Here is a 26,213-nt window from a genome sequence, read left to right on the forward strand (position 1 = left end):
ATCGCTGAGATAGACCGTTGCCGGCAAATAAACGAACGCCGTAGGCGAGCGCCGAATAGGGGCCCCACATCACCCCCACGCCCCCGCCAAACCCATGGGGCCGAGGGGTGCTTGGTCCACCGGGCTAGAGGTCGATGATCTCGAATTCCTCGTCCGAGCCGTCCCATTCCTCCGAGCCAGGAGACTCACTTGCCTGGGATCATACAACTCGACGAAAAGCCGTTTAGCCGCTTCTAGGCTCTGAGCGGTGAATGTCTCGTCGTTGACCTCAACCTCCCAATCCCCCGCTGGCGTAGGCCAGGCCTGCCCAACTTGGATACCGCCCAACGCGGTATCGACGAAATAGTGCCCGGTATCATTGATCCAAAGCTGCAATGCCATCTGAACCCTTCCTCGATCTGTTCGACTGGCCTGTCACTTTGGGTGAACCAGGCTGGCGCCGAAAGCCATCTAACGCCCGGCTGATCAAGGGCCGCTGTCTTCACCGCACGGTCAATCAGCCCCGCATCATCGAGTGCAGGATGGCCTGCATGTGCACTTCCAAATCGAGTTCGCCCCGCGCGTCAGCGGCCAACAGGTACTCGGCCTTGGCCCGGCGGTCGCCTCGGCTGATCGCAGGATAAGAGCAGACGGCCAGCAATGCTTCCTCTTCAATCCGGTCTGCCCTCCTGCGGTCGTGCAAGCTGCTGCCCGCTCGATGTACAATCGTATGGAGCACGGCATATGCAGTCTCATGGGTGGCGATTAGCACCTGCAATTCGCGTGAAGTATATTCACCTTCAGCAAACGTCGGTTCAACGACAGACGCAACGGCGGTGAACGCAAGAAGTGTGCGACGGGTGACTCCGGGCATGCCTCATATCTTTGCCGTCTGATGAGTGCGGCACACCATAACACTGGAGCAACTGTTCGCGGAGGTGTTCTGCAACGCGATCACATTGTCTGCTGACAAAACGTGTCCGGTCCCACAGCTGCCCCTCGCGCCCCCTAGGTAAGCGGTTGAGCCCCCGTGAAAACTAAAAGTCGCCGGGTGAGGCCCGACATTCACCGCCCGCCCCGACCTGCCGACAAATCCCGGCGAGCTGCGTCCCGGCGGCTGCGATCTCACACGCTGGCGTTTTAGGGTCAAAACTGTACCGCTGGCTGCCACCGACGGCCGAGATGGGTAGAAGTTGCCGTTCTGCTCATCTGCCGCAACGAGAGCACGCTGCGCCAAAATCCGTCATAGGCAATCAGCGCAATCGAGGATGATCATCATATAAGGCGACATTACCGGCTGTCCAAAGAGAGTGATTGCCGTCTAAAGAATACTTCGCGATTCAATATCCGGATTTCTGAATCTTTCCAGACGATTGACAGTAGTTAATCGATAGAGCATCCTGCGCTTGCTACTTTTTCCTTTGTGAACTGGGGGGAGTTCATGCGCTCGATCGCTATTTTTGTACTCTTATTTCTATCGGTTTCCAAAACGAATGCCGGGGTAGCTGTAGACGAGAATATGAACATCGCCGACCTGGTCGGCACACGACAGGTCACGTTCGACGAAAACGGGGAGTTCTTATTCGGCGACATAATTATCAACGAGGCCGAAGTCTCAGAATTGGGTGCTGTTACCTTCCAACGATGGACGGAAGGGAAGATAGTCTATCAGTTCGATGCTTCTCTGACGCCTCGTCAGCAACAGATTTTTGTCGGAGCTTGCAACGCTTGGACAGCAGGCACGCCGCTTACCTGTGTGGCGCGTACGACACAGAAGAACTTTGTGAGGGTGCGTACACATAATGGAGAACGATGCGGCGGACCTTGGATCAGCTGCTCAGCACTTGGAATGCAGAAGGGCGGACAGGACCTATGGATCTACAAGGAGCACTGGAACGGCTATAACACGGTCATCCAGCATGAGATCGGCCACGCCATTGGACTCATGCACGAACATCAGCGGCCCGATCGCGACAACTACGTACTGATCCTCGAAGACAACATTCTGCCGGGCGAGGAAAGCCAGTTCTCGAAGTCTCCCTATGCCGTGAGCGGAGCCCAGCGACTACGACTTCGACTCGATCATGCACTATCACAATTGCGAGTTCTCGAAGTATGAGGATTGCGCTTATGGGGGGGCCGATAGCGAGCAGACGATCCAAGCACTGAGCTGTTCCCGCGATGGCGTAGGCGGTGATTCCATTACCGCGCTCGACCGAGAGGCCGTGTCACGCGCCTACTCCTCGGATTTTCTTTCCCTTTTCGCCCGAGACCGGAACGCGGCTTGCGGCAATGTCGCTTACACGGAGGCACAGTGGGCTGGAATCTGCGCCAACGGAAGCTGCGCCGCTAAAAGCCTCCCGCCGAAAAGCTGGAAGAAGAAGGTCACGCAATATTATAAGACATGCGGATTTATCTCCGCCGGCAAAGAGCATGAGATGTGTTCAGACATTAAACGCGAGTATATCGACAGCTGGACCGATACCGATCCTTTCAGCTGCGGCCTCGGCGATCTCCACGAGCTGTGGTCAATGTGTGGATGCTCGTACGTAAGCGAGAAAACCTTATGCACCGACTACGGCAAGCCTGCTTATTCTGACTACCAAAAAGCCAGCGGCAACGTAAATTGGCGACAAGGCCGCGCCGTCTATTTCCTCGACATCGGACATGAGCTCGCCGCAGATGGATTGGTTGGAGACGACGTGGCCCATGGTCTCACGACATTTGTGCTGGAAAACTATCTGGATCGTCGCTTCGAGACCCGACTCGCCCAAATGAGGGCCGGTATCTATAGCTACGCACGTTGGAAGACGAGCGTCGATCCTGGCTATAAACTTGACTTGGCGACGTTTAACAAGATCGCCACGCGGCACCATCTGAGAGCGCTTGAATGAGTTTCCGCGCCAACGATCGTTTCCTTGATCGCTGCGGGTGGGCGGCGTCACCCCTTCAAGGATGTTTCGAATGCGGGCAGAGAGGTTGGTGCTGTACCAGACGGACGGCCAAGCGGATTACCGGACTGGCCAGGTTTAAGCGATGCTCGACAGGAGGCCTCTTAGCCCTGTTGTCCCTGATGACACCCTGTTAGTTATAGGGAATCACGACGCAAGCTGTTGAATACGGCAGACGTTGGGCAGTAGCCACTATTGTACGCAGTTCCTCAGCGCGAGCTGCATAAGCGGGCCAGCGTTGGGAAACGAAAAGGCCAACATTGTTTCCAGATCAAAGGCGTAATGAGGCACGGACTTACCCACAGAGTCTACAGCCTGAACCGCCGTAGCTTCCGAGAGTACTTCGCGCGAAAGCCCTGGAAGGGACCAGGCTGCTGCAACTGTGTGGGTGTTGTCGGCATTCTTCTTGGCTTCAAGGCCGGCGAACTTGGGATGGACCGTGATATTCAGTCCAAGCTCGTTTGTCACCTTAAAATCAATGTTGCTCGCCACCGCTGTACGCATAGCGTCTTCGAAATCGAACTTATCGGTGATGATGGCGACGAGGTGGGGCGTTGCTGAATCGCCTCTGCAGTAAACCCGGAATTTGGCCGGTGTTGCAAGATTGGCAAAAACGCCTTTTGTATGTTCGATTTCGACCGCAGCGCCACGCGAACCGAAAGGAATTATCTTGGCCTCGGAGTATTGGTCGGCGGTGTTGTCGGCTTGTAGATCTGTCCTTTCTTCCTCGGTCAGCCAGCGCATTTCGAAAGGAGATGTGGATTGTGCGAGGACGGCATACTCCGGATCGACACCCATGCTTACCACGTATTCCAGAATGATGGCAGTGAACAGTTGGTCCAGTGACCGGTCAACTGCACTCGCCGTCAGCTCAAGCGGTTTCTCGACTGATTTCGGTGAATAGTGCTGGTGGACCCCCAGCTTGCTTCTGGCATCGCTAAGATAGCGTTTGCTCCCACCCAGCACGGCATATGCACAAGCCGATGCACAGACACCAGGGGATGGAAAATCACTGTACACCAAGCCGTCCCGCAAGACGCCCGTCGTCTTCCCGATGGAAGTATCCAGCCCCCATTCCCGGATTATCCTTCCGATCTTTATGGCTTCCAGAACATCACCGCCCGGAGAGTTGAAATGCACTGTCAAAGAGACTGCCTTGTCAGGGCTCCCGAATCTTTGCGTGAGGTAATCCAGAAATTTGCTCGATGAATCGCCGACGATCGTGCCCTCAGCCACAATCCACTCGCACCCATTGCAATTGCCGCCGTTATAAGCGCCGGCAAAGGTCATGTCCTGCTCGTCCGACCAGTCGAAGGGGGGTTCTTGTGCGAAGGAACTTGCCACAGGAAGAAAGAACAGGCCTGCGACCAAGGCTTTTAGAACCCAGTTTCTCATTTTTACCTCGGTGAGAATCAGTCTAGGAAACAGTGCTATAGCAATAAACCTCAGCAGGTCCTTATCGTCTAGCTTGCTTATGATGAGGAGGTCCTAGCAACCGGCAACCAGATCGCAAATGTCGGCGGTATTCCATGTAGGAGGCCAGGAGGAAGGTCCGCCCATACCGGAATCATGAGTCAAGCTGGGTTGGCTGGCAACAGAAACTAATGGAGAATGCGCCACAGCAACCCGGTCAGGTCGGCGTCAACTTTGCCGTTCCGGTACACGTCATTCCCAACGATGTTCCTGTTGGGTAGGTCCACGATGAGATGCACCCCGAGTCGATACCCGTAGTGGTAATCGGGGTGGACGCTTTCGTGACGCGTCATCAGGCTTAGCTTCTTGATGTCGCGAGCATAGTTTTTGTTGCCCACTCGCTTGGCCTCGACCACCAGTATGTTCACTTCGGTATGTGGGGTATGAACGATGATATCGGGGCGGATGGGCATGCTTTGCAGCTTCCCATCGTCGTCCCGCCAACTGATCCGCTTCATCATATCCTCCCTGCTTGTCCACATGGCCTTGTCAGGGATTTCTGCCATCTCACCCGTCACTTCCGTTGGTTTAGCGGTATGCCTTTTTCGGCGAAAAGCTCATCTGCCGATGCATCGGCAAAGACTGTCACCACGCCATGGCAGCGCACCAGATCTTCAAAGGTGATAGCCATATCGGCGAACTTTTTCCCATCCCTACGTTCCGGGTATCGGAAGCGGTCGCCGTTGGGATCATGCACGTGGATGTGCTGCAATATCTCCTCTGTCCGCCACGACCACTCGTGATAGATCGAAAAGCCGAGGGCGACCACCTGGTCACACAGCTGCTTGAACAGGTTGATGAGCTTGTGTCCTTCTAGGTCGACCGGGATGCCGGTATGCGGCGGGAATTCGACCAGCGAAGCTTTCAGCGAGAGTTCCATGGAATGTCGGGCCAGCATGTAGAGCGGCAGTAGATACAACTCTTCTTTGTGTACCTTGCCAGCTATAGCGTCGGCCAGCGCCACCACGCCATCGGCGTAGGCGTAGTTGTAATAGTTCCAGGTCTCCCGGTCGGGGTCTCGTTTATGGCGCCGGTTTAGGAATTGCTGGGCCGAATTCGGCAGCATTTCCACCTGCGCATCAACGATATCGTAGTAGGCTCCCATGGCGACTTGCTACCACGGACTCGGGCGCCGGTTAAACGGCCATCGCACGAACTCTCGCCCTGCCAATCCGGGTGGATCGCGTTGGCTGTGGGTGCGGTCAAAATTCGCGCGGTATTGTCAATTGCCAGCGCGAGAAGGACGGCAGCTGGAGCGACGAGGTCGACGCCGTGATCCATATCGAGTGTCGGAGGCGGTTAGGGCTGCTCACTGCCTGCGGCGGCGACGCGCGTAGCTCGCAACAGCCCTCCGGGCGTCCGTTGCGCGCGCCGATGTGGGGCCCCACAAAGCCACCCCCACCCCCGCCACCGATAAGTGCCCCCGGTCGTCTCGGACCTACCAACGGCTGCCAAGCGGCGCGCGGTCTGCAACAGGCTCAGAGTGATCGACAGGCTCGGCACGTTTGGCCTCTGTCGGCACGGCCGCCATGTCTACCGGTATCGAAGCCAACCTGGTCAGCCGCGCGAGCGTCAGACTGACCTGCTTTGCTGTCCAGGCACCGCCCCGTGGCGTTCGGATGGCCTGCTTCTCAAGTTCTTCGGCAATTTGTCGAAGCGACTTTCCCGCCTGCCTAAGGGGCTGCACGATGCCCATGACGCGCCTCGCATCCTCGTCTGCTGTCTGCTTCAAGGCGGCGATCCGTCCGTCGAGGCTGCCTTCGCGATAGCCCCCCAACTTGACGCCTCGTGCCTTGGCGGCGGCGAGAGCGGCCTTGGTGCGCTCGCCGATAAACTTGCGCTCCTTCTCGGCAAGCGCGGCGAACAGGTGCATTTGGAAAGGGTCGGCATTCGGCATGGTCGCGACCTTGATATTGGCGTGCTTCATTGTCCTAGCGATAAACTCGACGTCGCGGGAAAGCCGATCGAGCTTGGAAATCAGAAGCTCGGCTCCCTTGCGCCTCGCGAGGTCCAGGGCTTTCGCCAATTCAGGCCGGTTATCGTCCTTGCCGGACAGGATATCGCAAAACTCGCCAACGATCTCCCAAGGCAGCTCGGAGAAGGCGTGCAGGAAGATGTCAATGTCGCGCCGTTGCGCTTCCAGCCCTAGGCCGCTGCGGCCCTGCTCCTGCGTCGATACCCGGGTGTAGATGACAAAGCGCCTCACGACGCCGGTGTATTCAGCGCTGTGTAAAAAGTCAACGAAGGTTGCGCTTAACACACCAGGAGACGACGACTTTGGAGTGGTTCTGATCGACCTGAACACGCCGCCATCGGAACATAGGGAGCGCCTTGGATACCAGGAGCCCATTCCTGCTGAACCGCCGACCAGCAATGGCCGTCGAAGCTCATGGCTCGAAGTGTCGACGGCACCCACTAGGCGAGCCCATAATCGGCCAACGCCGGCCGAGGGACATCGTTCATCGAACGGCTTTGGTTGGCTTTGCGCGCACCAGCTCCCTAGTTCACGCGATTGGGCGCGAACTTGGCCGTCCACTCCTCAAGGCTCATCCGCTCGATCTCGCCGGGCTCACGGAACGGCTTGCGCAGTGTCGTAGCAATTTCGGCCTTGTCAACGATCAGCCCAAGCAGCTTCGCTTTGCCCATGACGGCCGTCACGCCAGCGGCAGGGTTCTTGGTTGCCAGCGCGAGCTTGAACATGAGGTTAAGATCAGCAACCAGATCGTCGACAGTGATTTCTGACCGCTTTGCAGCGTCGGCTCGCAACTCGGCGACGCGGGCGGCCACCTTAGGATTTCTTAGAAGCTGAGAGGCGCTGGCCTCGGCCGCGTTGTTCCGCGCTATATAGCCGGCCTCGATATAGGCTCGCGATTGAGGGAGGCCCTCGGCGAGGCCAAGGCAGAAACGCTCCTGCCGCATGTTCAATTTGTCGTCTGGCATTGTGTGGTCATGATACCGCTAGAACATACTACTTACCATACCGATGCTTTATGATATCCCGGTCCCCACCCAACTTCGACAAGCCTTGCGCGAGGTCTGCGAGGTTTGCGAGGCCCTCTATACCGTCTTTCCGCAAACTCTCACTTGAGAGTTTCTTTCGCATTGCCGCAGATGAACTCGCAGGGCTCACAGACCTCGCATCAAAGCATCTTAAGGATCCATCGCGCAACATTGTCACGATGCATCTCGTCGCTTTTTATCATTTTTACCAGCACCGACTTTCCCTCTCCGAGATCCAAAGTGACGACGCGATCCACCACATTCTTGAGAAAATTGCCGAGCGCCTTTGGCTCGATCGCGCCCTTTGCCCCGCAACACTCGTAGATCGCATCCCAGAGCTGGGAGTCGGGCTCCATTGCAGGTTCACCGTGCGGCCCCCCAGACCCGGTCTTACGACTATGGGCAACCGTGATCACCTGTTTAGCGGGATATTCCATCCCTAACCCAAGTGAGGAAGCCCATGCTGCGAACAGCGTTCCGAGTTGTTGCAGGCGACCGTCGCTGGCCCTGACCGCCAGCATGGTCTCGCAGGGATCGGCGCAACCGAGCCAAACTAGCGCGCTCCTGACGCTATCCGACCATTGCTCGTAACTCGCCAATGGCGCCAGCTTGCCAGGCCTGCCTGCGACTATGTAGGCGCGCACAATGGTCAACGCTGCAGCGATGTATTTGGCCCGGTTCCTGATTACCTGTTCGAACGGCCGCTCGTCGTATTCATGCAGCTCTGGCCGCTCTTCGTTGCGATCAACGCGGCACATTATCGAGCGCCGCGTGAGATCCTGCGCGATCTGGATGTTGTTGCCGTTGGCCAGCCAGGTCATCCGCTGCTCGACAGTGCAGAGAGTACTGGTACCGAGCGGCCTCACCTCGATTATGCGCTGCTCCAGCGCTTGGCACAGGGTGCTGCTATCCAGCACCCCGTTTACATTGTCGAACGATACAATCGGCATTCCTGCTAGCATCGCGCCGATCAACCGCTTCTCAAATTCCTCCTCCTTGTTGGCAGGCGGGATAACCGGACAGTATCGACCGGTAGCGATGCCGCTTGCCAGCGATGCTAGATAGCTCTTTCCTGACCCGGCGACTGGCGCCGAGACGCAATGCAGCGGCGCCAGTGGCACCAGCCCTCGCATCAGCGGCGTAATCAGCATGGACAGCGCGACCGAACGACTGGATTCATCGCTGAACTGGTATTCAGCGAGCAGTCCTTCGAGAACCTCTAGCCCGGCAAGCGCATCTTCGCGGGTCGGCAATTTCGCCATTTCGACAACTGGGGCGCCCGCCAGAAGTAGTTTGGACTTTGCGTCCACACCGTCTTTTGAAACAAAGTTCCCGTCGGCTCCGATGGTCGGCGCGGCAATCACGCCGTGCACCTCCGGAAAGGGCCAGAAGCCGCGCCGAGCGATTATTAGTTCCGCGATGTCCCTGGGCGGTTTGACCGCAAGCCATTGGCTTGAACGGCGATCATACCTTTCGAACCTCGTCGCCTGATCCATGAACTGCAACATGACCGGCGTGGTGACCGGCACCAGCTGGGTTACGGTGATAGAGACCTCTTCCGCCGTTTCAACGTTGCGGCCGGCTGGATAGACCAGTCCAACGGCACCGACATAGAGCGGCAGGCGCTTCGCGTGGATGGCCCGTTCAATGCGCTCAGCCAATTGCGTATAGAGGCCTGCCTCAAGGCGGACCACCGGCCTGTAATCGGGCTCGTGACGCTCCAGCTGGATGATATCCGCCGTCGATCTTTCAGTATCATCGCGCTCGTGTGTCATCCATCCTCACTGTGGCGATAGACGTCGGCAAAATCCTTGCCGCTGGTCGTCGGCCAGCCAATCTCGACCGGAACGCCTGCATCACGCCAACGCATTGCTGCTGCTCGAGCCGCCTTCAGCCCGACACCCGAAGGATCATTGTCGGCGCCGATCAGAAATCGCTCCACGCCCGGAACTGGCTGCAGCTCAGCCAGGAAAGATGCTCCTGTCAGCGCCCATATCGGCCATCCTTGGCAAAGCCCGCTCATTCTCATGCCGAGCGCAGTTTCCAGTCCCTCGCAGACCGCAAGATTTTCACCGGGGCGACCGAGCATCATCGCAGCCCCCTTCACCCGTCCCGCCGATTTCTTGAGCTTGCGGCCATCCGCTCGCCGCGCATTAGCGGCGTCCGGTTCAAGCGCAATTTTGTGAACGCCAACAATCTCAAACGAAAGACAATCGCGTAGCGGCATCAACACCGCAGGGAAAATGCCTTCCTGCATCCGGCAGGCCGGGTCGAAACGCAATTGCCGCCACAGCACCTCCGGCACGTCGAGGCCGCGTCGGACGAAATAACGCTCGGCCAGCGTGCCTCGCGCCGCCTTTCCTCGAGCGTAGGCCATTCGCGCCGCCTCGATGCGTTCGGCCAGAGTGCGCCCGTTGGCGTCGCCTTTCAGCCATGGGGTCGGCGAGGCCGCCGGAGCCGCCAGTTTCTCGCGCATCCACGTGATAGCTTCGGCTATCGACACGCCAAGTGAATGCCGGGCAAGCTCGAGCATGTCACCGCCAACGCCGCTATTGAAGTCGTACCAGAGTCCCTGCTTGCCGCCGCAAACAGTAAGCACCAGATCGTAGGTCGCAGACCAACGCATTTCTCGCCGGTTCACCGCGGTTGGCTGGCCGAGCAGTTCCACCGCAAGTTCCTCGCAGCGTTCAGCCGCAGCCGCTCTGAGTGGTGCAACATCACCATTTCGGAAGGCGACGCTCATAACGAAGGCTTTCGCTAGAATCTGTTCGTCATCCTGACGAAGAGCTTGAACTCTCCTTCGCCAATCAACGGTTGCGCGATGGCCACCCGCGATCTGACGGGAAGGCCATTGCGCGCCAGCGCCAAGGGACGGACCCAGGTCTGCCATTTGGGAGACTCGCTTTAAAACGGGATATCGTCGTCGGGGCCGGGTGAGGGTTTTGATACCTCGGCATCAGGAAACCCTCGCGCTCTCAGCGTGTAGCCTTCTTTCGCCTCGCCGGTGCCCTTGTCCGTCCAGGTGATCCAGTGAGCCGACAGCCCGATCCGCTTACCAACCCAAGTTTTGCCGTTTATGCCGTACGCGTCTGCGAGCGCCTGGCCGAGCTGCCTGTTGTTCTTCTTTAGCCGCAGTTCGTCCTCCCCCTCGCCGAGGCTCAGAACCCATTCCGGGTCGGCGGCATCGCTGAACGTCTGCAAGCGAATCCCGGTGATCGTCAGGATTAACTCATCCTTTGCTTCCAGAATCAGCCTGTCGTGTAGGCGCTGTCCAGAAAAGAAGCCCACGCCATAGTCCTTCGAAAAATCGAAATCGGTCATCCTTTCGTTTCCTTTGCTTTGGGTGTCATTGGTGATGAATATTGGTGGTGCCGAGCATGACGGCTTGCTGTAGCGCCCGGCACCGAGGTGGGGTTGTGCTCGACGGAGCGGAGATCGCTCAAGGCCGCCCTACCCTTGAAGATTGTTTCCGTTGGAACCGCTTCAAATCGGTACCAGCTCGCGTCGTCCTTACCGTCGCTCGATGTTCCGGGGATCCAGCGCACCCGTCCGATGGAAACCACCTGCGAACAATAATGCATGTGCGGACCCGCCTGAATTGTGTGCGCCCAGTTAGAGTCGATGATCGTCCAAAGCGGCAGAAGGCCCTTCAAGTGTGCGAGCAGCGGATGTAAGACGGGCCGACTCCACGGCAGGTTGGTAATGAAGCATTCGGCGCCGACCACGTCGGTGGTGGTTAGCGTGAGTGCATCCCGCGCCACGATCGAGCGGTGCCGCGGCTCTATGTCGACGGCACCGACGCAGGTGTGGCCGTGTGCTTCTAGATGGCTAATAAGCGCACCGTCCCCTCCACACGGCTCGATGAAGCGTGTGCCAGGCCTGAGAAACGGCAAGAGCGGCAGCACCGCCTTTGCTGGCGTCGGATAGAAATCTTTCGAGATTCGAGGATAGTTTGACCGCTTACCCATCATCGCGCGGCTCCCGAAAAGGAGACGGAGGTAGCTCGGCGACTTCGTTCGACGCTCGACCCAGATGTGCATGGCAGCACAATGTTTTCGCGGTGCCTTATCCAGCGCGCCAAACTAGCATCGTCGGACGGCAATCGACGCCAGCCCTTGCCCGGTGGACGCTGGGGAACGGACATTCGCCGGCTGTCGCGCATTTCCAGCGAAAGCTGCGGTGTGGTCTTGATTTCGAAGACCGAAATCGTCTGTAAAAAATGCTGACTGGATGATTTGCGCATCAGGCGCTCCTCTAATCGAGAAGGCCCACCCGCAGGCTTGACGACAGCCGCTTTTGTCTGATAAATCGGACTATTCCAGAGACCGAATTATCTCCCGAAGCCCTGTCGCGTCTGCCATACGCGGCAAGGCTTCGGTTAGTATGCGGTATGGCCAGCGCGACGTTGGGCGTCGTTGGCCCCTTCGTCCGGCTTAAACTGTGCACTGGGCAAATTGCGCATGTAGGCTAATAGATCGGTAGATAGGATCAGTGATTTTCGGCCGGCCTTCACGACTCGCAACTGCTTCCGGCGAGCTGCGCGATACAGCCAAGCTCTAGACAATCCTGAAGCGGCTACTGCGGCTGGAAAGTCGAGGCCAATGATAAGGCCGCCGGTTGAAGACTGGACCTCCCGCTTGGAGACCTGCGAAATGCCGACTGGGACAACGGTCTGCGTATCGATCTCGAGAGTGTTCATGGTGTTACCTCAAAGTTGGGCAACAACACAGTATCCACCTAGGTACGCTTAGCTACGAGCGTTCTGCCGTAACAATTATGGTCGCAGGGTGCCGGACCAATCGGCTGCGTCCTTTAGGAATTCTTCGTTCTCCTTCCAAAGGTCGCGCAGCTTCCCATTCGATTCGTAAATGTCTCGCACAGTTCTCTCACCGACCGGATGCTGATCTGCCACGAGTTTGTAGGCCTGCTTAGGTCTTTTTCCATCGCCGATCGCGCGATAGACCCGAGACAGTATGATACGATGCTCGGCTTCTTTCTTCGGCCTCCCCGGGCCTTTGTTGGCCGCGGCGCCGAGATTATGGAGCGCTTTGGCCCACGCTGCTCGAATTCCGGAACGCGATGAATCACCTGTTTGGATAAGTCGCGGCAGATCAACCTTCAGCACCCAGTTCGGCTTATAACCAGGCATGTACTCTCTCCTCTGTTTGTGGCCACGCCGAGATTCTGGCTACGCTGTCATCGCACCCAACTTGGATTTTTCGGCGGGTCGCAGCGGAACTACCGCCGCGCTCTCCTGCTGGGGTATCAAAGGAACGATGGCGGCTGCCGAAAGCTCATCCATCGCATCGATGATCGACGACGCGTAGTGGCGTTCGACAACCGCGCTACTGGTGTCGTGCAGACTCGCCACCAACCGAATCGGCAAGCCCGCCTTAAGCCCTCGCACTATGCTGCTATGCCGGAGTGCGTACGGCACGACGTCGGCAGACAACCCAGAGTGAGCGACAATTTTGGCCCAAGGGCGGGTGATTTCCGATGCGGAGCTCCACGGGCCACGGGTAACGCGCTCCCAGCGAGGCGCCTCTGTTTCGGTGCCTTTCACCTGAATGTGACGCCATCGTTGCAGTAGTACGTCGGAGCCCCCCTTTCCAGCAATGGACGGTCGGAGCAGTTCAATAATGTCGGCCCCAACTCGGATACCCGTGTGAGTTGCCTTCTTGGCGCCTCTGCCCTTTCGGCTGGTCGGCACCATCAATCTGCCATGCGTAACCTGCACATCAGCAACGCGCATCCGCGTAATCTGACTGAACCGGGCTCCACTTGCGGCGAGAACTGCAACCAGTTTCAGCAGATCGCCGTCCCAGCCATCGTCTTCGTCGACCACTCTTGCCGACTCTATTATTCGGCGAACGTCAGCGTCTGGTAACGCTGCCCCGTCGCGGGCCACCGGCGCCGAAGCTCCCGCGACCGCGAGGCCGTGTTTGACAATCGTTGGCAGGTCGGCCGGAAGACGCGAGCGGTATTGCCTTGCCGCTAGGTTAAGCGCCGCGCGGAAGTCATTTTGGATGCGCCGCATTGTTGCCCCAGAAAGCCCGGGCGAGCGGCGAGACCGCCAACTGAGGAGTCCTTCTTCAGTCAATGCTTTCAGAGGCAAGTCAGCTATCTCGTCCGCTAGCACGTGTCGGGTGAGGCGCTGGCGGGCGTCACCTCTGAGCCTTCCATCTTCGCTCAGTTCTCGCTCATGAGCGTCGCGACTAAGGACGTACGCCTCGACTACCATGCGGACCGTCGGCGGGGGCCCTTCTGCCAAGGCTCGGTCGTCGGACCGCAATGCTCCAATCTTGGTCAGCGCGGCTCTTCTTGCCTGCTCGAAATCATAGACGTCGATACCATCTGCGGCCAATTCGTCATCCGCCACCCCTATCTGCGCTTGTCGATAGTCACCCTTGCCTAGGTATTCGACTGCCACCCAATATCCACCCTTCGCTCTCCGGCAGTAGCCGAGGGCAGCGCCAGGGCCGAGAGATCGGCAGTAGGGCTTTTTTCGCGCCTTCAGCTGCCTGCGGGCGTTTCGCGTCGTGATAGCAATTTCTTTTCTTACCCGAGACATGACGGATCCAGCGACGTCCGAGGGAAAATAGATCGGATTTGGTCCCGATATTGGTCCCTATATACCGCCGTGGCCACCAGGATGCAACGGGACACAGATAATCAAAAAAATCATTTTAAAACAATTTACTATGGCTTATATTTGCTTACGCCAACGAGCTATCTCTACCGCAAAAAACAAGCATTTTTCGCCCTTTCACGGCGGTAACAGGGGTTCGATTCCCCTTGGGCGTACCAGCCGGTCTTTCCGAAGTCAGTGGCAGTTTCTAAGGCAAGCGAAGTGTTAGCGCTTTGCCTAGGCTGGTCTGCGCCTCTCGGCCGACCACCGATCCGTCGCACCTGGGGAGGCGCGACGGGCGGGTTTTGCGAATAGGGATCAATGCGTCATTTGTGAATGCATGCCGCCGGGCTGCGAGATGCCGCCAAGCGCTTCGCCGGCCTGCGCAGCCTCGCCGTTCATGGTGAGATCCCCAAGCGACACGATGCCAACGAGCTGTTTGTCGCGGCTTATCACCGGCATCCGCCGTATCTTGAGATCGCCCATTTTGCGAAGGACATCCTCGACCTCTTCATCGTCAAAGCAGTACCTGACCTCCGCGCTCATCACCTCCCTTATCGTGGCCTCGGGGCCCCTGCCTTCGGCGACTCCGCGTATGGCGATATCACGGTCCGTGATCATGCCCACCAGCCGGTCGTTCTCGCCGACCGGCAGGACCCCGGCATCAAGACTGGCCATGGTTGCTGCTGCTTCCTGCAATGTCTGATCCGGGCTGGCGACCCGAACGGCCTCGGTCATACAGTTGCCGACCTTCATGGCTTTTCTCCTTCTTTGAAAAGCCCTCGCCGCCGATAGGGGAGGAATGTCCGCTTGCCGGAAACGTTCCCGTCCGCCGACGGTTCGGCCTCAGCCACGCGCAACAGGACCGCCGCGACCACCGCCGGCGGGACCGCCAGCGAAACCTACGACCAGTACCAGGCGGGCTTCGATGCCAGTTGCGAGTTGGATCTCGTCGGCGCCACCCGCAGGGGCTCGAGGCCGCCCGCCACGGATTGGACGCTTCCGAGGAAAGCCTCCGTTTGACCCTGCTGACCTCGATCGGCGATGTTGCCTCCAACCACGTCCGGGCACGCGGCTACCAGACCCGCATCGCGCTCGCCCGGCGCTCGGCCGCATAGCAGGCAGACTGCCGAGCTCACTCGCACGATGGCCTTGGCCGGCACGACCTGAAGTCGTCGATGTCGGCGTCGGTACGCGGCTGGCGTCGAGCACGCAGTGATACGAAGCCGAACGTCTACCCGAAATCCTCGGAACAAATCTCCGTGAGCAATAGTTGGAAGCAATCATTCACTATACTATAAACTGGTCGAGGCAATGCGATGTCGAACGTCTACGATCTTGGAACCGATCTGGTGCGCCGTATCTATGAAAAGCGCATAGATGCACCGGCGATTCTTGATATCCGCACCCATTTTCCCAACGCGGCGAAGTTTGCGGCCGCCTGGCAGAGTATTCGCGACGAAGCGCTGTCGGTGCAGTTGAACCGGGCGCCGCGTTTCGACGACATCATGCCGGAGCAGGCCGAAATCTCGGCCAATGACGGCCTGGATTGGCGCATGTTCGTGCTCAGGGCCTACGACATGACGATTCCGGAAAATCTCACGCGGATGCCTACCCTCAGCCGGCTGCTGTCCGAATGCCCCGAGGTCAAATCGGCGGCTGTCTCATTCCTGGCGCCGCGCAAGCACATCCCGGCCCATCGCGGCCCCTTTCGCGGCATCATGCGATTTCATCTCGGCCTAGTCATCCCGAAACAGGCGGACGGCCGCCCGGCGACGATCATGATGATCAACCATGAGGAAAAGCGGATCGCCGACGGCGAGTGCCTGCTGTGGGACGATACTTTCGAGCACGAGGTGATCAACAATTCGGATCAGCCGCGCGTCGCTCTCCTCCTCGACGTCTGGCGTCCGAAGATGTCGCTAGACATGGAAATCCTGTCACGCGTGATCGTGCGCGGCGTGCAGCTAGGGATGCGCTATCGGGGCGTGTCGTTCGGCGGCTGATCCGGCGAATCGGCGATTTTAGAACCTTGCCTCGCGGGGCAAATTTGCGCCGCCACGTTTGCCCGGAACCATCATGTCGCGCGCAAGCAAGCCACTAACACGGCAGAAGGCCATGAACGCGAGGCAGGCTTCCTCGGCGCTTGCCACGTCGACCGTCGCGCCGAAGCAGGCGTTGAAGGCGACGTCGTAGACCTTGCCCTGGCGGCGCTTCGGCCAGTCCTGCAGGAAGTCGAGCGCCTGCTCGACGCTGTAGATTTCCTCGACCGGCAGGCCAGGCGCGGGCGTGATGCGCACCGGCACCTCGAATTGCAGTCTGTCCATTCCCTGTCTCCCGAACTGTCGCAGCCGGAGCAACGCCGTTCGTTCCGAAAAGTTGCTTTTGCGGCCTTCTGACCCAGGAATGTGACCTCAGTGCGGTGAGCGGTCTGGCCATCGGTGCGCCGTCAACGGCACAAATCTCCTGTATCCAATCTCGCCCTACCCCACGGGTGGCGAAAGGAAAGCTTCGCGATGAATCCAGAGGCCCTGCGCCGGCGAATATTCCGCGCGACGGCGGTCTCTCGGCACTTCTTCCTTGAACCTTGCGGCTTCCGGTGCCAAATCTGGAGAAATTTCCGCATCGGCTCGTCAGGAGCCATCACCCGGCAAACGGACAAAATGGTTACCTATCTCGACGCCGCCACAGCCCCTTTGAGAAACACAGGCCAGATCCGCCTTTACGGCGAGGAAGGCTTTGCCGGCATGCGCAAGGCCTGCGACCTCACCGCGCGCTGCCTGGACGAGCTCGTGTCGATGGTGAAGCCTGGCGTCACCACCGAGGCAATCGACCGCTTCGTCTTCGAGTTCGGCATGGACCAGGGCGCGCTGCCGGCGACGCTCAACTATCGCGGCTACACCAAATCGTCCTGCACCTCGATCAACCACGTCGTCTGCCACGGCATTCCCGACAACAAGCCGCTGAAGGACGGCGACATCGTCAACATCGACGTCACCTATATCCTCGACGGCTGGCATGGCGATTCCTCGCGCATGTATCCGGTGGGCACGATCAAGCGCGCCGCCGAGCGTCTGCTCGAGGTGACCTACGAATGCCTGATGCGCGGCATCGCGGCGATCAGGCCCGGCGCCCGCACCGGCGCCATCGGCGCCGCCATCCAGACCTATGCCGAGGCCGAGCGCTGCTCGGTGGTGCGCGACTTCTGCGGCCACGGTGTCGGCCAGCTTTTCCACGACGCGCCGAACATCCTGCATTACGGCACCGCCAACGAGGGCGTCGAGATGCGGCCCGGCATGATTTTTACCGTCGAGCCGATGATCAATCTCGGCCGCCCGCATGTGAAGGTGCTGTCGGACGGCTGGACGGCGGTGACGCGCGACCGCTCGCTGTCGGCGCAGTACGAGCACACGATCGGCGTCACCGACACCGGCTGCGAGATCTTCACGCTCTCGCCGAAAAAGCTCGACCGGCCCGGCCTGCCGGCCTAGTCTCCACCGAAGCCTGAAGGGGGAGTGGGCAGGCTATGGGAAAAGTCGAGGACGGGCGGGCGTTCTTTTCCGAAGCCTGGGTCGAACCGCCACAGAAGAAAACCGCCACGCCTGCCGAAAAGCCGCATTATCACGGCCATCGCGATCGTCTGCGGGAACGCTTCGTCGCCGGCGGACCGGACGCCCTGCCTGACTATGAATTGCTCGAGCTCCTGCTTTTCCGGCTGATCCCGCGCGTCGACACCAAGCCGATCGCCAAGGCGCTGATCGCCCGCTTCGGCTCGCTGGCCGAAGTGCTCGGCGCGCCGACGTCGCTGCTCGAGGAAGTGAAAGGCATCGGCCCGGTCGTCGCGACCGATCTCAAGGTCATCGCCGCCACCGCCCAGCGCATGGCGCGGGGCGAAGTGCGCGGCCGAGAGGTTCTGTCCAACTGGACGCAGCTTCTCGACTATTGCCGCTCGGCCATGGCCTTCGAGAGCCGGGAGCAGTTCCGCATCCTGTTCCTCGACAAGAAGAACGGACTGATCGCCGACGAGGTGCAGCAGACCGGCACCGTCGACCATACGCCGGTCTATCCGCGCGAGGTGGTGAAGCGCGCGCTCGAGCTCTCCGCCAGCGCCATCATCCTGGTGCATAACCACCCGTCCGGCGACCCGACGCCGTCGCGCGCCGACATCGAGATGACCAAGCAGATCATCGACACGGCCAAGCAGCTCGGCATCGCCGTGCACGACCACATTATCATCGGCCGCAAAGGCAACGCCTCGATGAAGGGGCTGCTGCTGATCTAGGCACGCCCCGTCGCGAGCGTTGCGACGCGAAAGACGCCACTTTTCCACATTGGACGGTCGGCTCTGGAATTTCGAGCGCAAATCACGCTATGATGGCGCTTGGCATTCTCCGGGACGGCTTCGCGCCCCTCGAATGCCCGGGAGGAACGGGACATGGCCATTGCGCTTGTACTCGTTTTGGTTGTTGTGGGCTCGGTGGTGTTTCACTTCCTGAGCCCATGGTGGTGGACGCCGATTGCCTCGAACTGGGACTATATCGACAACACCATCATCATCAGCTTCTGGATCACCGGCGTCGTCTTCGCCGCCGTGGTGCTTTTCATGGCCTATTGCGTGTTCCGCTTCCGCCACCGGGAGGGCAACCGCGCGGCCTACGAACCGGAGAACCAGCGCCTCGAACGGTGGCTGACTGTCGTCACCGCGGTCGGCGTCACGGCCTTGCTTGTCCCCGGCCTTTTCGTCTGGAGCCGCTTCGTAACCGTTCCAAGCGATGCGACCGAGCTTGAGGTCGTTGCCCAGCAATGGCAATGGAGCTTCCGCCTGCCTGGCAAGGACGGCAAGCTCGGCACGTCCGACACTCGCATCGTATCGGCTGAAAACCCGCTCGGCATCGTGCCCAGCGACCCCAACGGCCAGGACGATATCGTGGTCGAGGCGGCAGACCTGCACTTGCCGGTCGGCAAGCCGGTCAAGGTGCTATTACGCTCGATCGATGTGCTGCACGATTTCTACATCCCGGAGTTCCGCGCCAAGATGGACATGATCCCGGGTTCGGTCACCTATTTCTGGTTCACCCCAACCAGGACCGGAACCTTCCAGGTCCTGTGCGCCGAGTTGTGCGGCCAGGGACACCCACTGATGCATGGCGTGGCCGTGGTCGACACCGAGCAGGATTATCTGGCCTGGGTCGGCCAGCAGCAGACTTTTGCGCAATTGTCGGCGCCGCAGAAGACGGGCTCTGCCGCCCGATCGACGGAAAGCACGACAGCGTCGGGGCTGGACGTAGCAGCAAAGCTCGAAACCCCAGAGGCCCGCTGAACAGGGCACGGAGGTGCTCCCAATGGTCGATATCACACCCGCAGATGCCGTACCGCCCGCCGAAGTCGCGGAAGTGGAACTGTACCACCCGCACAGCTGGTGGACCAAATACGTCTTCTCGCAGGACGCCAAGGTGATCGCCATCCAGTATTCGGCAACGGCAACGGCGATTGGCTTGGTGGCGCTGGTGCTGTCCTGGCTGATGCGGCTGCAGCTCGGCTTCCCCGGCACGTTCGACTTCATCACCCCCGAAGCCTACTACCAGTTCATCACCGTGCACGGCATGATCATGGTGATCTACCTGCTCACCGCGCTCTTCCTCGGCGGCTTCGGCAACTACCTTATCCCGCTGATGGTCGGCGCCCGCGACATGGTCTTTCCCTATGTCAACATGCTGAGCTACTGGGTCTATCTGCTGGCCGTGCTGGTTCTGGTGTCGAGCTTCTTCGCGCCAGGCGGACCGACCGGCGCCGGCTGGACGCTCTATCCGCCGCAGGCCATCATGACCGGAACGCCGGGCGGCCAGGACTGGGGCATCATCCTGATGCTCTCTTCGCTCATCCTGTTCATCATCGGCTTCACCATGGGTGGGCTGAACTATGTGGTGACGGTGCTGCAGGGGCGCACGCGCGGCATGACCTTGATGCGCCTGCCGCTCACCGTCTGGGGCATCTTCACCGCCACCGTCATGGCGCTGCTTGCGTTCCCGGCGCTGTTCGTCGCGTGCGTGATGATGCTGCTTGATAGGGTGCTCGGCACCTCGTTCTTCATGCCGGCGATCGTCGAGATGGGCCAGCAGTTGCAGCACAATGGCGGCAGCCCGATCCTGTTCCAGCATCTGTTCTGGTTCTTCGGCCACCCGGAAGTCTACATCGTGGCGCTGCCGGCCTTCGGCATCGTGTCCGACCTGATCAGCACCCATGCGCGCAAGAACATCTTCGGCTACCGCATGATGGTCTGGGCCATTATCGCCATCGGCGCGCTGAGCTTCGTGGTCTGGGCGCACCACATGTATGTCAGCGGCATGCACCCCTATTTCGGCTTCTTCTTCGCCACCACGACCTTGATCATCGCCATACCCACCGCCATCAAGGTCTACAACTGGGTGCTGACGCTGTGGCGCGGCGACATCCACCTCACCATCCCCATGCTGTTCGCGCTCGCCTTCATCGTCACCTTCGTCAACGGCGGCCTGACGGGCCTGTTCCTCGGCAATGTCGTCGTCGATGTGCCGCTCTCGGACACGATGTTCGTCGTCGCTCATTTCCACATGGTCATGGGCGTCGCGCCGATCCTGGTCATCTTCGGCGCGATCTATCACTGGTATCCGAAGGTCACCGGACGGATGCTGGACGAGACGCTCGGCCGCTTCCATTTCTGGGTCACCTTCCTCGGCGCCTACCTGATCTTCTTCCCCATGCACTATCTCGGCCTGATGGGCATCCCGCGGCGCTACGCCGAGCTGACCGACATGACGATAATGACGGAGTCGGCCCATCACCTGAATTCGTTCATCAGCATCATGGCCTTCATCGTCGGCTTCGCGCAGATGGTGTTCCTGTTCAACCTGATCTGGAGCATCCGCCATGGCCGCCAGGCCGGCGGCAACCCGTGGCGGGCAACGACGCTCGAGTGGCAGACGCCTGAGACGCCGCCGGCGCACGGCAATTTCGGCAAGGAGCTGCCGATCGTCTATCGCTGGGCCTATGACTACAGCGTGCCGGGCGCCAAGCAGGACTTCATCCCGCAGAACGTGCCGGGCTCCTTCGGGCTCGGACCTTCCAGAGAACCGGCATGAGCGTCATCCTGGTCTTCCTGCTCGTCATCGCCGGCTTTTCCGGATGGTGGCTTTCGCACCAGCGGCTGCTGGCGAAGCCGTGGCTCGAGCAAGGCCTGGCAGGGGATTTCATCGGCCTCGACCGGTCGGCTCTGCCCACTGCCAAGATCGGCCTCGGCGTCTTCCTCGCCGTCGTCGGCTGCCTGTTCTCGCTGTTCACCAGCGCCTACTTCATGCGCATGGGCCTGTCGGACTGGCGACCGCTGCCGCTGCCGCGCCTGCTCTGGCTGAACACGGGCGTGCTGGTGCTAAGCAGCGTCGCGCTGCAATGTGCCGTTGTCGCCGCGCGCAGAGGCCAGATGGACATGGTCAGGCTCGGTCTTGCAACCGCCGGGCTGACGGCCCTCGCCTTTCTGGCGGGCCAGTTGATGGCATGGCGGCAACTGACCGAAGGCGGCTATCTGCTGGCCTCCAACCCGGCCAACAGCTTCTTCTATCTGATTACCGGAATGCACGGCCTGCATATACTGGGCGGGCTGGTCGGCCTTGGCAGGACGAGCGCCGGCGCCTGGAACGGAGCGCGGCCGGAGCGGCTGCGCCTCGGCGTCGAGCTCTGCGCCATGTATTGGCATTTCCTGCTTTTCGTCTGGCTCGGCGTCTTCGCCGTTCTGGCCGGTTGGGCGGCAACGTTCATCGACATTTGCCAACGGCTGCTGACCTAGGAGACCGGCGATGGCTGAGACGACCCTGACGCATACCGACCAGGCGCCCCGGCCCGAAGGCTGGCAAGGCATCGCCGCCGACTGGGCCTCGGATCAGCGCGCGTTCAAGAACGTGTCCTGGGGCAAGGCCATGATGTGGATCTTCCTGCTCAGCGACACCTTCATCTTCGGCTGCTTCCTGCTCTCCTACATGACGGCGCGCATCTCCACGCGCGTGCCGTGGCCGAATCCAAGCGAGGTCTTCGCCTTGCGCATCGGCGGCTCGGAGATCCCGCTGATCCTGATCGCCATCATGACCTTCGTGCTGATCTCAAGCAGCGGGACCATGGCCATGGCGGTCAATTTCGGCTACCGCCGCGACCGCCGCAAAACCGCGATCCTGATGCTTCTGACCGCAGCGCTTGGCGCCACCTTCGTCGGCATGCAGGCCTTCGAATGGACCAAGCTCATCACCGAAGGGGTACGGCCTTGGGGCAATCCCTGGGGCGCCGCGCAGTTCGGCTCGAGCTTCTTCATGATCACCGGCTTCCACGGCACCCATGTGACGATCGGCGTGATCTTCCTGATCATCATTGCCCGAAAGGTCTGGCGCGGCGATTTCGACACCGGAAGACCCGGCTTCTTCACCAGCCGCCGGGGCCGTTACGAGAATGTCGAGATCATGGGACTCTACTGGCACTTCGTCGACCTGGTCTGGGTGTTCATCTTCGCCTTCTTCTATCTTTGGTGAGAGGCAGGCTTTGTTGAGAGGAAGACATGGCTGAAGCAACCGCAAACGGTCTCGGACAACACGCACTGCACGCCACCCATGCGCAGGATGCCGCCACGACGGCGGTCGCTCACGCCGAGGTTCATCAGGAACACCCGATCAAGCTCTACCTGGTGGTCTGGGCGTGGCTGTTCATTCTCAGCACCTGCTCCTACCTGGTCGACTATTTCGGTCTCCATGGCTATCTCAGATGGTCGCTGATCCTGATCTTCATGATGCTCAAGGCAGGACTGATCGTCGCCGTCTTCATGCATATGGCCTGGGAGCGGCTGGCGATGATGTATGCTATCATTCTGCCGCCGATACTGGTGCTGGTTTTCGTGACGATGATGGTCTTCGAGGCCGACTACACGCTTTTGACCCGTATCTCATTTTTCGGGCCCGGCCCCTGACGCGCGATTTCGAGTCCAGCTGCAGCATGACCAGCCGGGAGCCGCGGGGGCCGGGCCATGAAACCATAAGGCCGCCGGTCCATTTTGGTTTTGACATGTGCGTCGTGAACTCAAGCAAAGGACGCGTAAAATGACGATAGCAAGCAGACTGAGGAATTTTATCGACAGCAAGGGAATCCCGTACGACACCGTCGAGCATCATCGAACTGCCACCACCAGGCAGAGCGCCATTGCCGCGCATGTGCCCGGCAGCATCATGGCGAAATCCGTGGTCGTTCACCACGAGCTCGGTTATGCGCTGGCCGTGGTCCCAAGCACCCACAGGATCGAGCTCGGCAAGCTGCAGGATGTCATGGACAGGCGCCTCGGGCTCGCTTCCGAGGAGGAGGTGGTATCGCTCTTCGATGATTGCGACATCGGCGCCATACCCCCTATCGGCGCGGCCTATGATGTGCCGGTCATTCTTGACGAAAGCCTCGGCGATGCCGCCGACATCTATTTCGAGGGCGGCGACCACAAGACGCTGGTGCATGTCAGCGGCAAGGATTTCCGCAATCTGACCACGGGCGCGCGTCAGGCACGGTTCAGCCACCCGGCCCTGTGAGAGTACCGGCCTCGCTGGTGCTCGCGACAGGGTTCGCTCAATTCGCCGGTCTTGGGGCGGCCGGCGCCTCCACCACCTTGCGGTACACATGCCAGGTGGCATGGCCGAGGACCGGCAGCACCACCGCCAGCCCCGCGAACACCGGCAGCGAGCCGACGATCAGCCCAAGGGCGACGATAAGTCCCCAGACGGCCATCACGATCGGGTTCGCCAACACCACGCGTATAGAGGTGTGAATGGCTTCGTAGGCGCCAACGTCGCGATCAAGCAGCAGCGGGAAAGCCACCACGGTAGTGCACAACACGACCACGGCGAAGACGAACCCGATGGCGTGACCCAACGCGATCAGCGTCCAGCCGCGTCCAGTGGCGAATATCTCCGCGACGAAGCCGGACAGTGACGCCGGCGGCTCGGGCCCGAACAGCTGCTCGTAGAAGATCTTTGCGGTCAAAAGCCACGCGATGAAGATCGCAAGCAGCATGATCCCGACGGCGGCGATGGCCGGCAACGCCGGGGAACTCCTCACCTCGAACGCGTGGCGCCAGGACGCATCGAGCCCGGCTTCCCGCCGGCGGCTGATCTCGTAGAGCCCGATCGCCGCGAATGGGCCGATCAGCGCAAAGCCGGACACAAGCGGAAACAGCAGCGGCAGCGCATTGGCGCCCGAAGTCCACACCGCAAGCACCACCCCGACAACCGGGTAGATCAGGCACAGAAACACGATATGGGACGGTTTGACCATGAAATCGTCCACACCGCGCCTAAGCGCGTCGAAAAGATCGGACACACCGATTTTTCGGACTTTCGTGTGCTCCAGCGTCTCGCTGGCCCCTGCAATCACGTGAAAACTTGCCATGACCATTCCCTCCAGACAAGGTCCGGCAAGGTCGCAGCTTGACGCTGCCGTTTCGCATGACTGGCCACGCAAACCGCGACCTGCACCAATGGCTAACATACTCCTTTACGCCCGACCTGTCGCCCTCTGGTCGGCGCCGGCTAATGGCCAGCCGCAGCGGCATGCTGGCTCCAGAGGTACTTTTTCGGTATTCTCAGGGTGCGAAGGTGAACGTCATGGACACGCGGACGCTTCTCATACTCGGCCTTGGCATAGTTATTCTGCTGCTGTTGGGATTTTTTGCGCTGCCGGCGTGATGGCGCAGGGCGCGGTATTCAGCAGCGCAGTTGCCGACCGTCTTCCCTCGGAACAGGCAGGCGACCAACAAGCGGGGCCTGGCAGGGCCAGCTTACTTGGAAAACTGTTTCAGGTAAGCGATGACGTTGGCTATGTCCTGATCGCTCTTGAGGCCGGGAAACGCCATCTTCGTCCCTTTGACCATGGCCTTTGGATCATGGAGATAGGTCGTCAGAGTTGGCTCGTCCCATTTGGTTCCGGACTTTCCGGCCGCAACCATGGCTTGGGAATAGCTGAATCCAGGATGCGTGCCGGCTGTGCGGCCGATGACGCCGTTTAATGACGGACCAACCTTGTTCTGGTCCTTGTCCGCGATGTGGCAGACCTTGCATTTGGTGAAGACCTTCTCGCCCGCCGCAGCATCCTGCGCCTGCGATGGACTTGTGATGAAGATCGTAGCGGACAAGGCGATGAAAAGCGCGATTGCGCGCATGGCACTTCCTCCCTGATCGTCATTTACGTCGGATGATCCGCACAGCACCAGCCCGCTGGCGTGCCCTGCACGGTCGAGCGGAAGATTTGCGTTCCTTCAGTGGAATTGCGGCACCTGCATACCACAGAATCGTCCCGACGGGTAGAAAAAGCCAGTTTTTGCGAAGGTTTATGCCGTGCGCCGAGGGTAGCCGCCCGAAACGGCAAAAGCGGCACTGATGCATGTCGCCCAAAAGTGCGCAGCGGTTTTGGGGGAACGACATTCACCAAAAACAAAGACTTAAAGCCGTGTCGCCTGAATCCGTTTCAGCGCGACACGCTTTTAGCGGGCCGGGTTTCCTCGGCTCCCATATCGATGTCGTCGCATATGCAAGCCTGTTCTGAACGGCAACGATCAAGGCGGATCGGCATTGCAGGTCGCGGCAATCCGGCCGACCGCTTCTGAAAGCCCGGCGAGATCGAAATCAGCCTCGCCGCGTCCGGACAGCAGGCCAAAGCGCCATGACAGCAACAGCCGGTTAGCCGAAACCAGCCGCTTGATGCCGTCATCCCCTTCCCTGACCAGCAGTTTGCCGCGAGGGCCGACAGCCCAGCTCTCATCGAATTTGCTGCCGCCGTCGACCATGACCGACATGGTGATCTTGCGGCTGGCCGAAACCGCGTCGTTGAGCTGCAGCCATTCGCTCCAGCGCGGTTCGCCGTCGGACCGGCAGGCCAGCGTCAGCACCGGACTATAGCCCAGCGCGCCGCCGCCGGTGATCAGCTTGTTGGTGGCGTGAAGCGACGCCGTCACCTGGCCGTCGCTGCCGGCGTCGACGCGCCAGTTGCCGAGATCGGGCCCGGCCTGGGCCACACCGGCCGCGGCAAGCAAGAGCGCCGCGGCAACGGCCACGCCCCTCATCTTGAATGCCACAATCACCTGTGCCTCCAAACGACCCTGCGAAATGCGATATCGCACAGATAATCATCAACGT

At 60.0% G+C, this 26,213-nt stretch carries 32 protein-coding genes and 1 tRNA gene; 14 read left to right on the top strand and 19 right to left on the bottom strand.

Features of this window, described 5'->3' with window-relative positions; translation table 11 throughout:
• Positions 1–496 precede the first annotated feature (496 nt).
• A complete protein-coding gene (locus EH240_RS12650; RefSeq protein WP_124998655.1) occupies positions 497–853 on the bottom strand; it encodes a hypothetical protein in 357 nt (118 codons plus the stop codon).
• 567 nt (positions 854–1,420) lie between these two features.
• Between EH240_RS12650 and EH240_RS12655 the strand changes: the two genes are divergently transcribed.
• Together EH240_RS12655 and EH240_RS12660 are read left to right on the top strand one after the other, a co-directional pair.
• Complete coding sequence (locus EH240_RS12655) at positions 1,421–2,098, top strand: M12 family metallopeptidase (RefSeq protein ID WP_124998656.1); 678 nt, start codon at positions 1,421–1,423, stop codon at positions 2,096–2,098.
• Positions 2,064–2,873: a hypothetical protein gene (locus EH240_RS12660; RefSeq protein WP_124998658.1), complete on the top strand. Its 810-nt coding sequence runs from the start codon at positions 2,064–2,066 to the stop codon at positions 2,871–2,873. The genes EH240_RS12655 and EH240_RS12660 overlap by 35 nt, the downstream gene beginning before the upstream one ends.
• A 249-nt stretch (positions 2,874–3,122) precedes the next feature.
• Here EH240_RS12660 and EH240_RS12665 read toward each other — a convergent pair whose 3' ends face one another.
• The 13 genes from EH240_RS12665 to EH240_RS12725 all read right to left on the bottom strand — a co-directional run bounded on the left by EH240_RS12665 (position 3,123) and on the right by EH240_RS12725 (position 13,833).
• Positions 3,123–4,325: a COG3904 family protein gene (locus tag EH240_RS12665; protein WP_124998660.1), complete on the bottom strand. Its 1,203-nt coding sequence runs from the start codon at positions 4,323–4,325 to the stop codon at positions 3,123–3,125.
• 206 nt (positions 4,326–4,531) lie between these two features.
• Complete coding sequence (locus EH240_RS12670) at positions 4,532–4,861, bottom strand: hypothetical protein (RefSeq protein ID WP_124998662.1); 330 nt, start codon at positions 4,859–4,861, stop codon at positions 4,532–4,534.
• A 56-nt stretch (positions 4,862–4,917) separates the two neighbouring features.
• Positions 4,918–5,508, bottom strand: a complete 591-nt coding sequence (locus EH240_RS12675) for a hypothetical protein (protein WP_124998664.1) — start codon at positions 5,506–5,508, stop codon at positions 4,918–4,920.
• A 333-nt stretch (positions 5,509–5,841) separates the two neighbouring features.
• Positions 5,842–6,708, bottom strand: coding sequence for a recombinase family protein (locus tag EH240_RS12680; protein WP_245435965.1), 867 nt, complete (start codon positions 6,706–6,708; stop codon positions 5,842–5,844).
• Positions 6,709–6,902: 194 nt separating this feature from the next.
• Positions 6,903–7,322 carry a terminase small subunit gene (locus EH240_RS12685; RefSeq protein WP_245435970.1) on the bottom strand — a complete coding sequence of 140 codons (420 nt, stop codon included), beginning with the start codon at positions 7,320–7,322 and terminating at the stop codon, positions 6,903–6,905.
• Positions 7,323–7,543: 221 nt separating this feature from the next.
• Positions 7,544–9,178 carry a hypothetical protein gene (locus EH240_RS12690; RefSeq protein WP_124998668.1) on the bottom strand — a complete coding sequence of 545 codons (1,635 nt, stop codon included), beginning with the start codon at positions 9,176–9,178 and terminating at the stop codon, positions 7,544–7,546.
• Complete coding sequence (locus tag EH240_RS12695; protein WP_167484003.1) at positions 9,175–10,071, bottom strand: DUF7146 domain-containing protein; 897 nt, start codon at positions 10,069–10,071, stop codon at positions 9,175–9,177. The genes EH240_RS12690 and EH240_RS12695 overlap by 4 nt, the downstream gene beginning before the upstream one ends.
• A 236-nt stretch (positions 10,072–10,307) precedes the next feature.
• Complete coding sequence (locus EH240_RS12700; RefSeq protein ID WP_124998672.1) at positions 10,308–10,724, bottom strand: hypothetical protein; 417 nt, start codon at positions 10,722–10,724, stop codon at positions 10,308–10,310.
• Positions 10,721–11,374, bottom strand: coding sequence for a hypothetical protein (locus EH240_RS12705; RefSeq protein WP_124998674.1), 654 nt, complete (start codon positions 11,372–11,374; stop codon positions 10,721–10,723). Before EH240_RS12705 ends, EH240_RS12700 begins: the two co-directional genes overlap by 4 nt.
• Positions 11,371–11,646: a hypothetical protein gene (locus EH240_RS12710; protein WP_124998676.1), complete on the bottom strand. Its 276-nt coding sequence runs from the start codon at positions 11,644–11,646 to the stop codon at positions 11,371–11,373. The genes EH240_RS12705 and EH240_RS12710 overlap by 4 nt, the downstream gene beginning before the upstream one ends.
• A 135-nt stretch (positions 11,647–11,781) precedes the next feature.
• Positions 11,782–12,102, bottom strand: coding sequence for a MerR family transcriptional regulator (locus EH240_RS12715; RefSeq protein ID WP_206075256.1), 321 nt, complete (start codon positions 12,100–12,102; stop codon positions 11,782–11,784).
• 75 nt (positions 12,103–12,177) lie between these two features.
• Entirely contained in the window at positions 12,178–12,552 is a 375-nt protein-coding gene (locus EH240_RS12720; RefSeq protein WP_124998678.1) for a hypothetical protein, read from the bottom strand.
• A gap of 39 nt (positions 12,553–12,591) precedes the next feature.
• The gene (locus EH240_RS12725) at positions 12,592–13,833 is read right to left on the bottom strand and encodes a tyrosine-type recombinase/integrase (RefSeq protein ID WP_167484004.1); all 1,242 of its coding nucleotides are present in this window, start codon (positions 13,831–13,833) and stop codon (positions 12,592–12,594) included.
• A gap of 288 nt (positions 13,834–14,121) precedes the next feature.
• On the opposite strand from EH240_RS12725, the gene EH240_RS37895 reads away from it, so the two are divergent.
• A tRNA-Ser gene (locus tag EH240_RS37895) sits at positions 14,122–14,210 on the top strand.
• Between the two features lie 139 nt (positions 14,211–14,349).
• Here EH240_RS37895 and EH240_RS12730 read toward each other — a convergent pair.
• Positions 14,350–14,787, bottom strand: a complete 438-nt coding sequence (locus tag EH240_RS12730) for a CBS domain-containing protein (RefSeq protein ID WP_124998682.1) — start codon at positions 14,785–14,787, stop codon at positions 14,350–14,352.
• A 54-nt stretch (positions 14,788–14,841) separates the two neighbouring features.
• Here EH240_RS12730 and EH240_RS40030 point away from each other — a divergent pair, with 54 nt between their 5' ends.
• On the top strand, positions 14,842–15,054 hold the full coding sequence (locus EH240_RS40030; protein WP_425374791.1) for a hypothetical protein: 213 nt from the start codon (positions 14,842–14,844) through the stop codon (positions 15,052–15,054).
• Positions 15,055–15,350: 296 nt separating this feature from the next.
• Positions 15,351–16,037, top strand: coding sequence for an aspartyl/asparaginyl beta-hydroxylase domain-containing protein (locus tag EH240_RS12740; protein WP_124998684.1), 687 nt, complete (start codon positions 15,351–15,353; stop codon positions 16,035–16,037).
• Positions 16,038–16,055: 18 nt separating this feature from the next.
• Here EH240_RS12740 and EH240_RS12745 read toward each other — a convergent pair whose 3' ends face one another.
• Positions 16,056–16,358 (bottom strand): DUF982 domain-containing protein, encoded by a 303-nt coding sequence (locus EH240_RS12745; RefSeq protein ID WP_124998686.1) that lies wholly within the window; start codon positions 16,356–16,358, stop codon positions 16,056–16,058.
• A 336-nt stretch (positions 16,359–16,694) separates the two neighbouring features.
• Here EH240_RS12745 and map point away from each other — a divergent pair, with 336 nt between their 5' ends.
• The 8 genes from map to EH240_RS12785 all read left to right on the top strand — a co-directional run bounded on the left by map (position 16,695) and on the right by EH240_RS12785 (position 23,615).
• On the top strand, positions 16,695–17,522 hold the full coding sequence (gene map, locus EH240_RS12750) for a type I methionyl aminopeptidase (RefSeq protein WP_124998689.1): 828 nt from the start codon (positions 16,695–16,697) through the stop codon (positions 17,520–17,522).
• A 35-nt stretch (positions 17,523–17,557) separates the two neighbouring features.
• Complete coding sequence (radC, locus tag EH240_RS12755; protein ID WP_124998691.1) at positions 17,558–18,313, top strand: RadC family protein; 756 nt, start codon at positions 17,558–17,560, stop codon at positions 18,311–18,313.
• A 153-nt stretch (positions 18,314–18,466) separates the two neighbouring features.
• Positions 18,467–19,351 carry a cytochrome c oxidase subunit II gene (locus EH240_RS12760; RefSeq protein WP_124998693.1) on the top strand — a complete coding sequence of 295 codons (885 nt, stop codon included), beginning with the start codon at positions 18,467–18,469 and terminating at the stop codon, positions 19,349–19,351.
• Positions 19,352–19,373: 22 nt separating this feature from the next.
• Positions 19,374–21,149, top strand: coding sequence for a cytochrome c oxidase subunit I (gene ctaD / locus EH240_RS12765; protein WP_124998696.1), 1,776 nt, complete (start codon positions 19,374–19,376; stop codon positions 21,147–21,149).
• Positions 21,146–21,850 (top strand): cytochrome c oxidase subunit 3, encoded by a 705-nt coding sequence (locus EH240_RS12770; protein ID WP_124998698.1) that lies wholly within the window; start codon positions 21,146–21,148, stop codon positions 21,848–21,850. Before ctaD ends, EH240_RS12770 begins: the two co-directional genes overlap by 4 nt.
• A gap of 10 nt (positions 21,851–21,860) precedes the next feature.
• Positions 21,861–22,580: a heme-copper oxidase subunit III family protein gene (locus tag EH240_RS12775; RefSeq protein WP_124998700.1), complete on the top strand. Its 720-nt coding sequence runs from the start codon at positions 21,861–21,863 to the stop codon at positions 22,578–22,580.
• 26 nt (positions 22,581–22,606) lie between these two features.
• Positions 22,607–23,011 (top strand): cytochrome C oxidase subunit IV family protein, encoded by a 405-nt coding sequence (locus EH240_RS12780; protein WP_124998702.1) that lies wholly within the window; start codon positions 22,607–22,609, stop codon positions 23,009–23,011.
• Between the two features lie 130 nt (positions 23,012–23,141).
• A complete protein-coding gene (locus tag EH240_RS12785) occupies positions 23,142–23,615 on the top strand; it encodes an aminoacyl-tRNA deacylase (RefSeq protein WP_124998704.1) in 474 nt (157 codons plus the stop codon).
• Between the two features lie 37 nt (positions 23,616–23,652).
• Here the strand turns inward: EH240_RS12785 and EH240_RS12790 are convergent, their stop codons facing one another.
• A complete protein-coding gene (locus EH240_RS12790; protein ID WP_124998706.1) occupies positions 23,653–24,471 on the bottom strand; it encodes a DUF2189 domain-containing protein in 819 nt (272 codons plus the stop codon).
• A gap of 143 nt (positions 24,472–24,614) precedes the next feature.
• On the opposite strand from EH240_RS12790, the gene EH240_RS37900 reads away from it, so the two are divergent.
• The gene (locus EH240_RS37900; protein WP_167484005.1) at positions 24,615–24,767 is read left to right on the top strand and encodes a hypothetical protein; all 153 of its coding nucleotides are present in this window, start codon (positions 24,615–24,617) and stop codon (positions 24,765–24,767) included.
• 92 nt (positions 24,768–24,859) lie between these two features.
• On the opposite strand, the gene EH240_RS12795 is transcribed toward EH240_RS37900, so the two are convergent.
• Both EH240_RS12795 and EH240_RS12800 read right to left on the bottom strand, forming a co-directional pair.
• Positions 24,860–25,240 carry a c-type cytochrome gene (locus EH240_RS12795; RefSeq protein WP_124998708.1) on the bottom strand — a complete coding sequence of 127 codons (381 nt, stop codon included), beginning with the start codon at positions 25,238–25,240 and terminating at the stop codon, positions 24,860–24,862.
• A gap of 393 nt (positions 25,241–25,633) precedes the next feature.
• Entirely contained in the window at positions 25,634–26,158 is a 525-nt protein-coding gene (locus tag EH240_RS12800) for a hypothetical protein (protein WP_342634080.1), read from the bottom strand.
• Positions 26,159–26,213 lie beyond the last annotated feature (55 nt).

The sequence above is a fragment of the Mesorhizobium tamadayense genome (genome assembly GCF_003863365.1).
Classification (GTDB): Bacteria; Pseudomonadota; Alphaproteobacteria; order Rhizobiales; family Rhizobiaceae; genus Mesorhizobium; species Mesorhizobium tamadayense.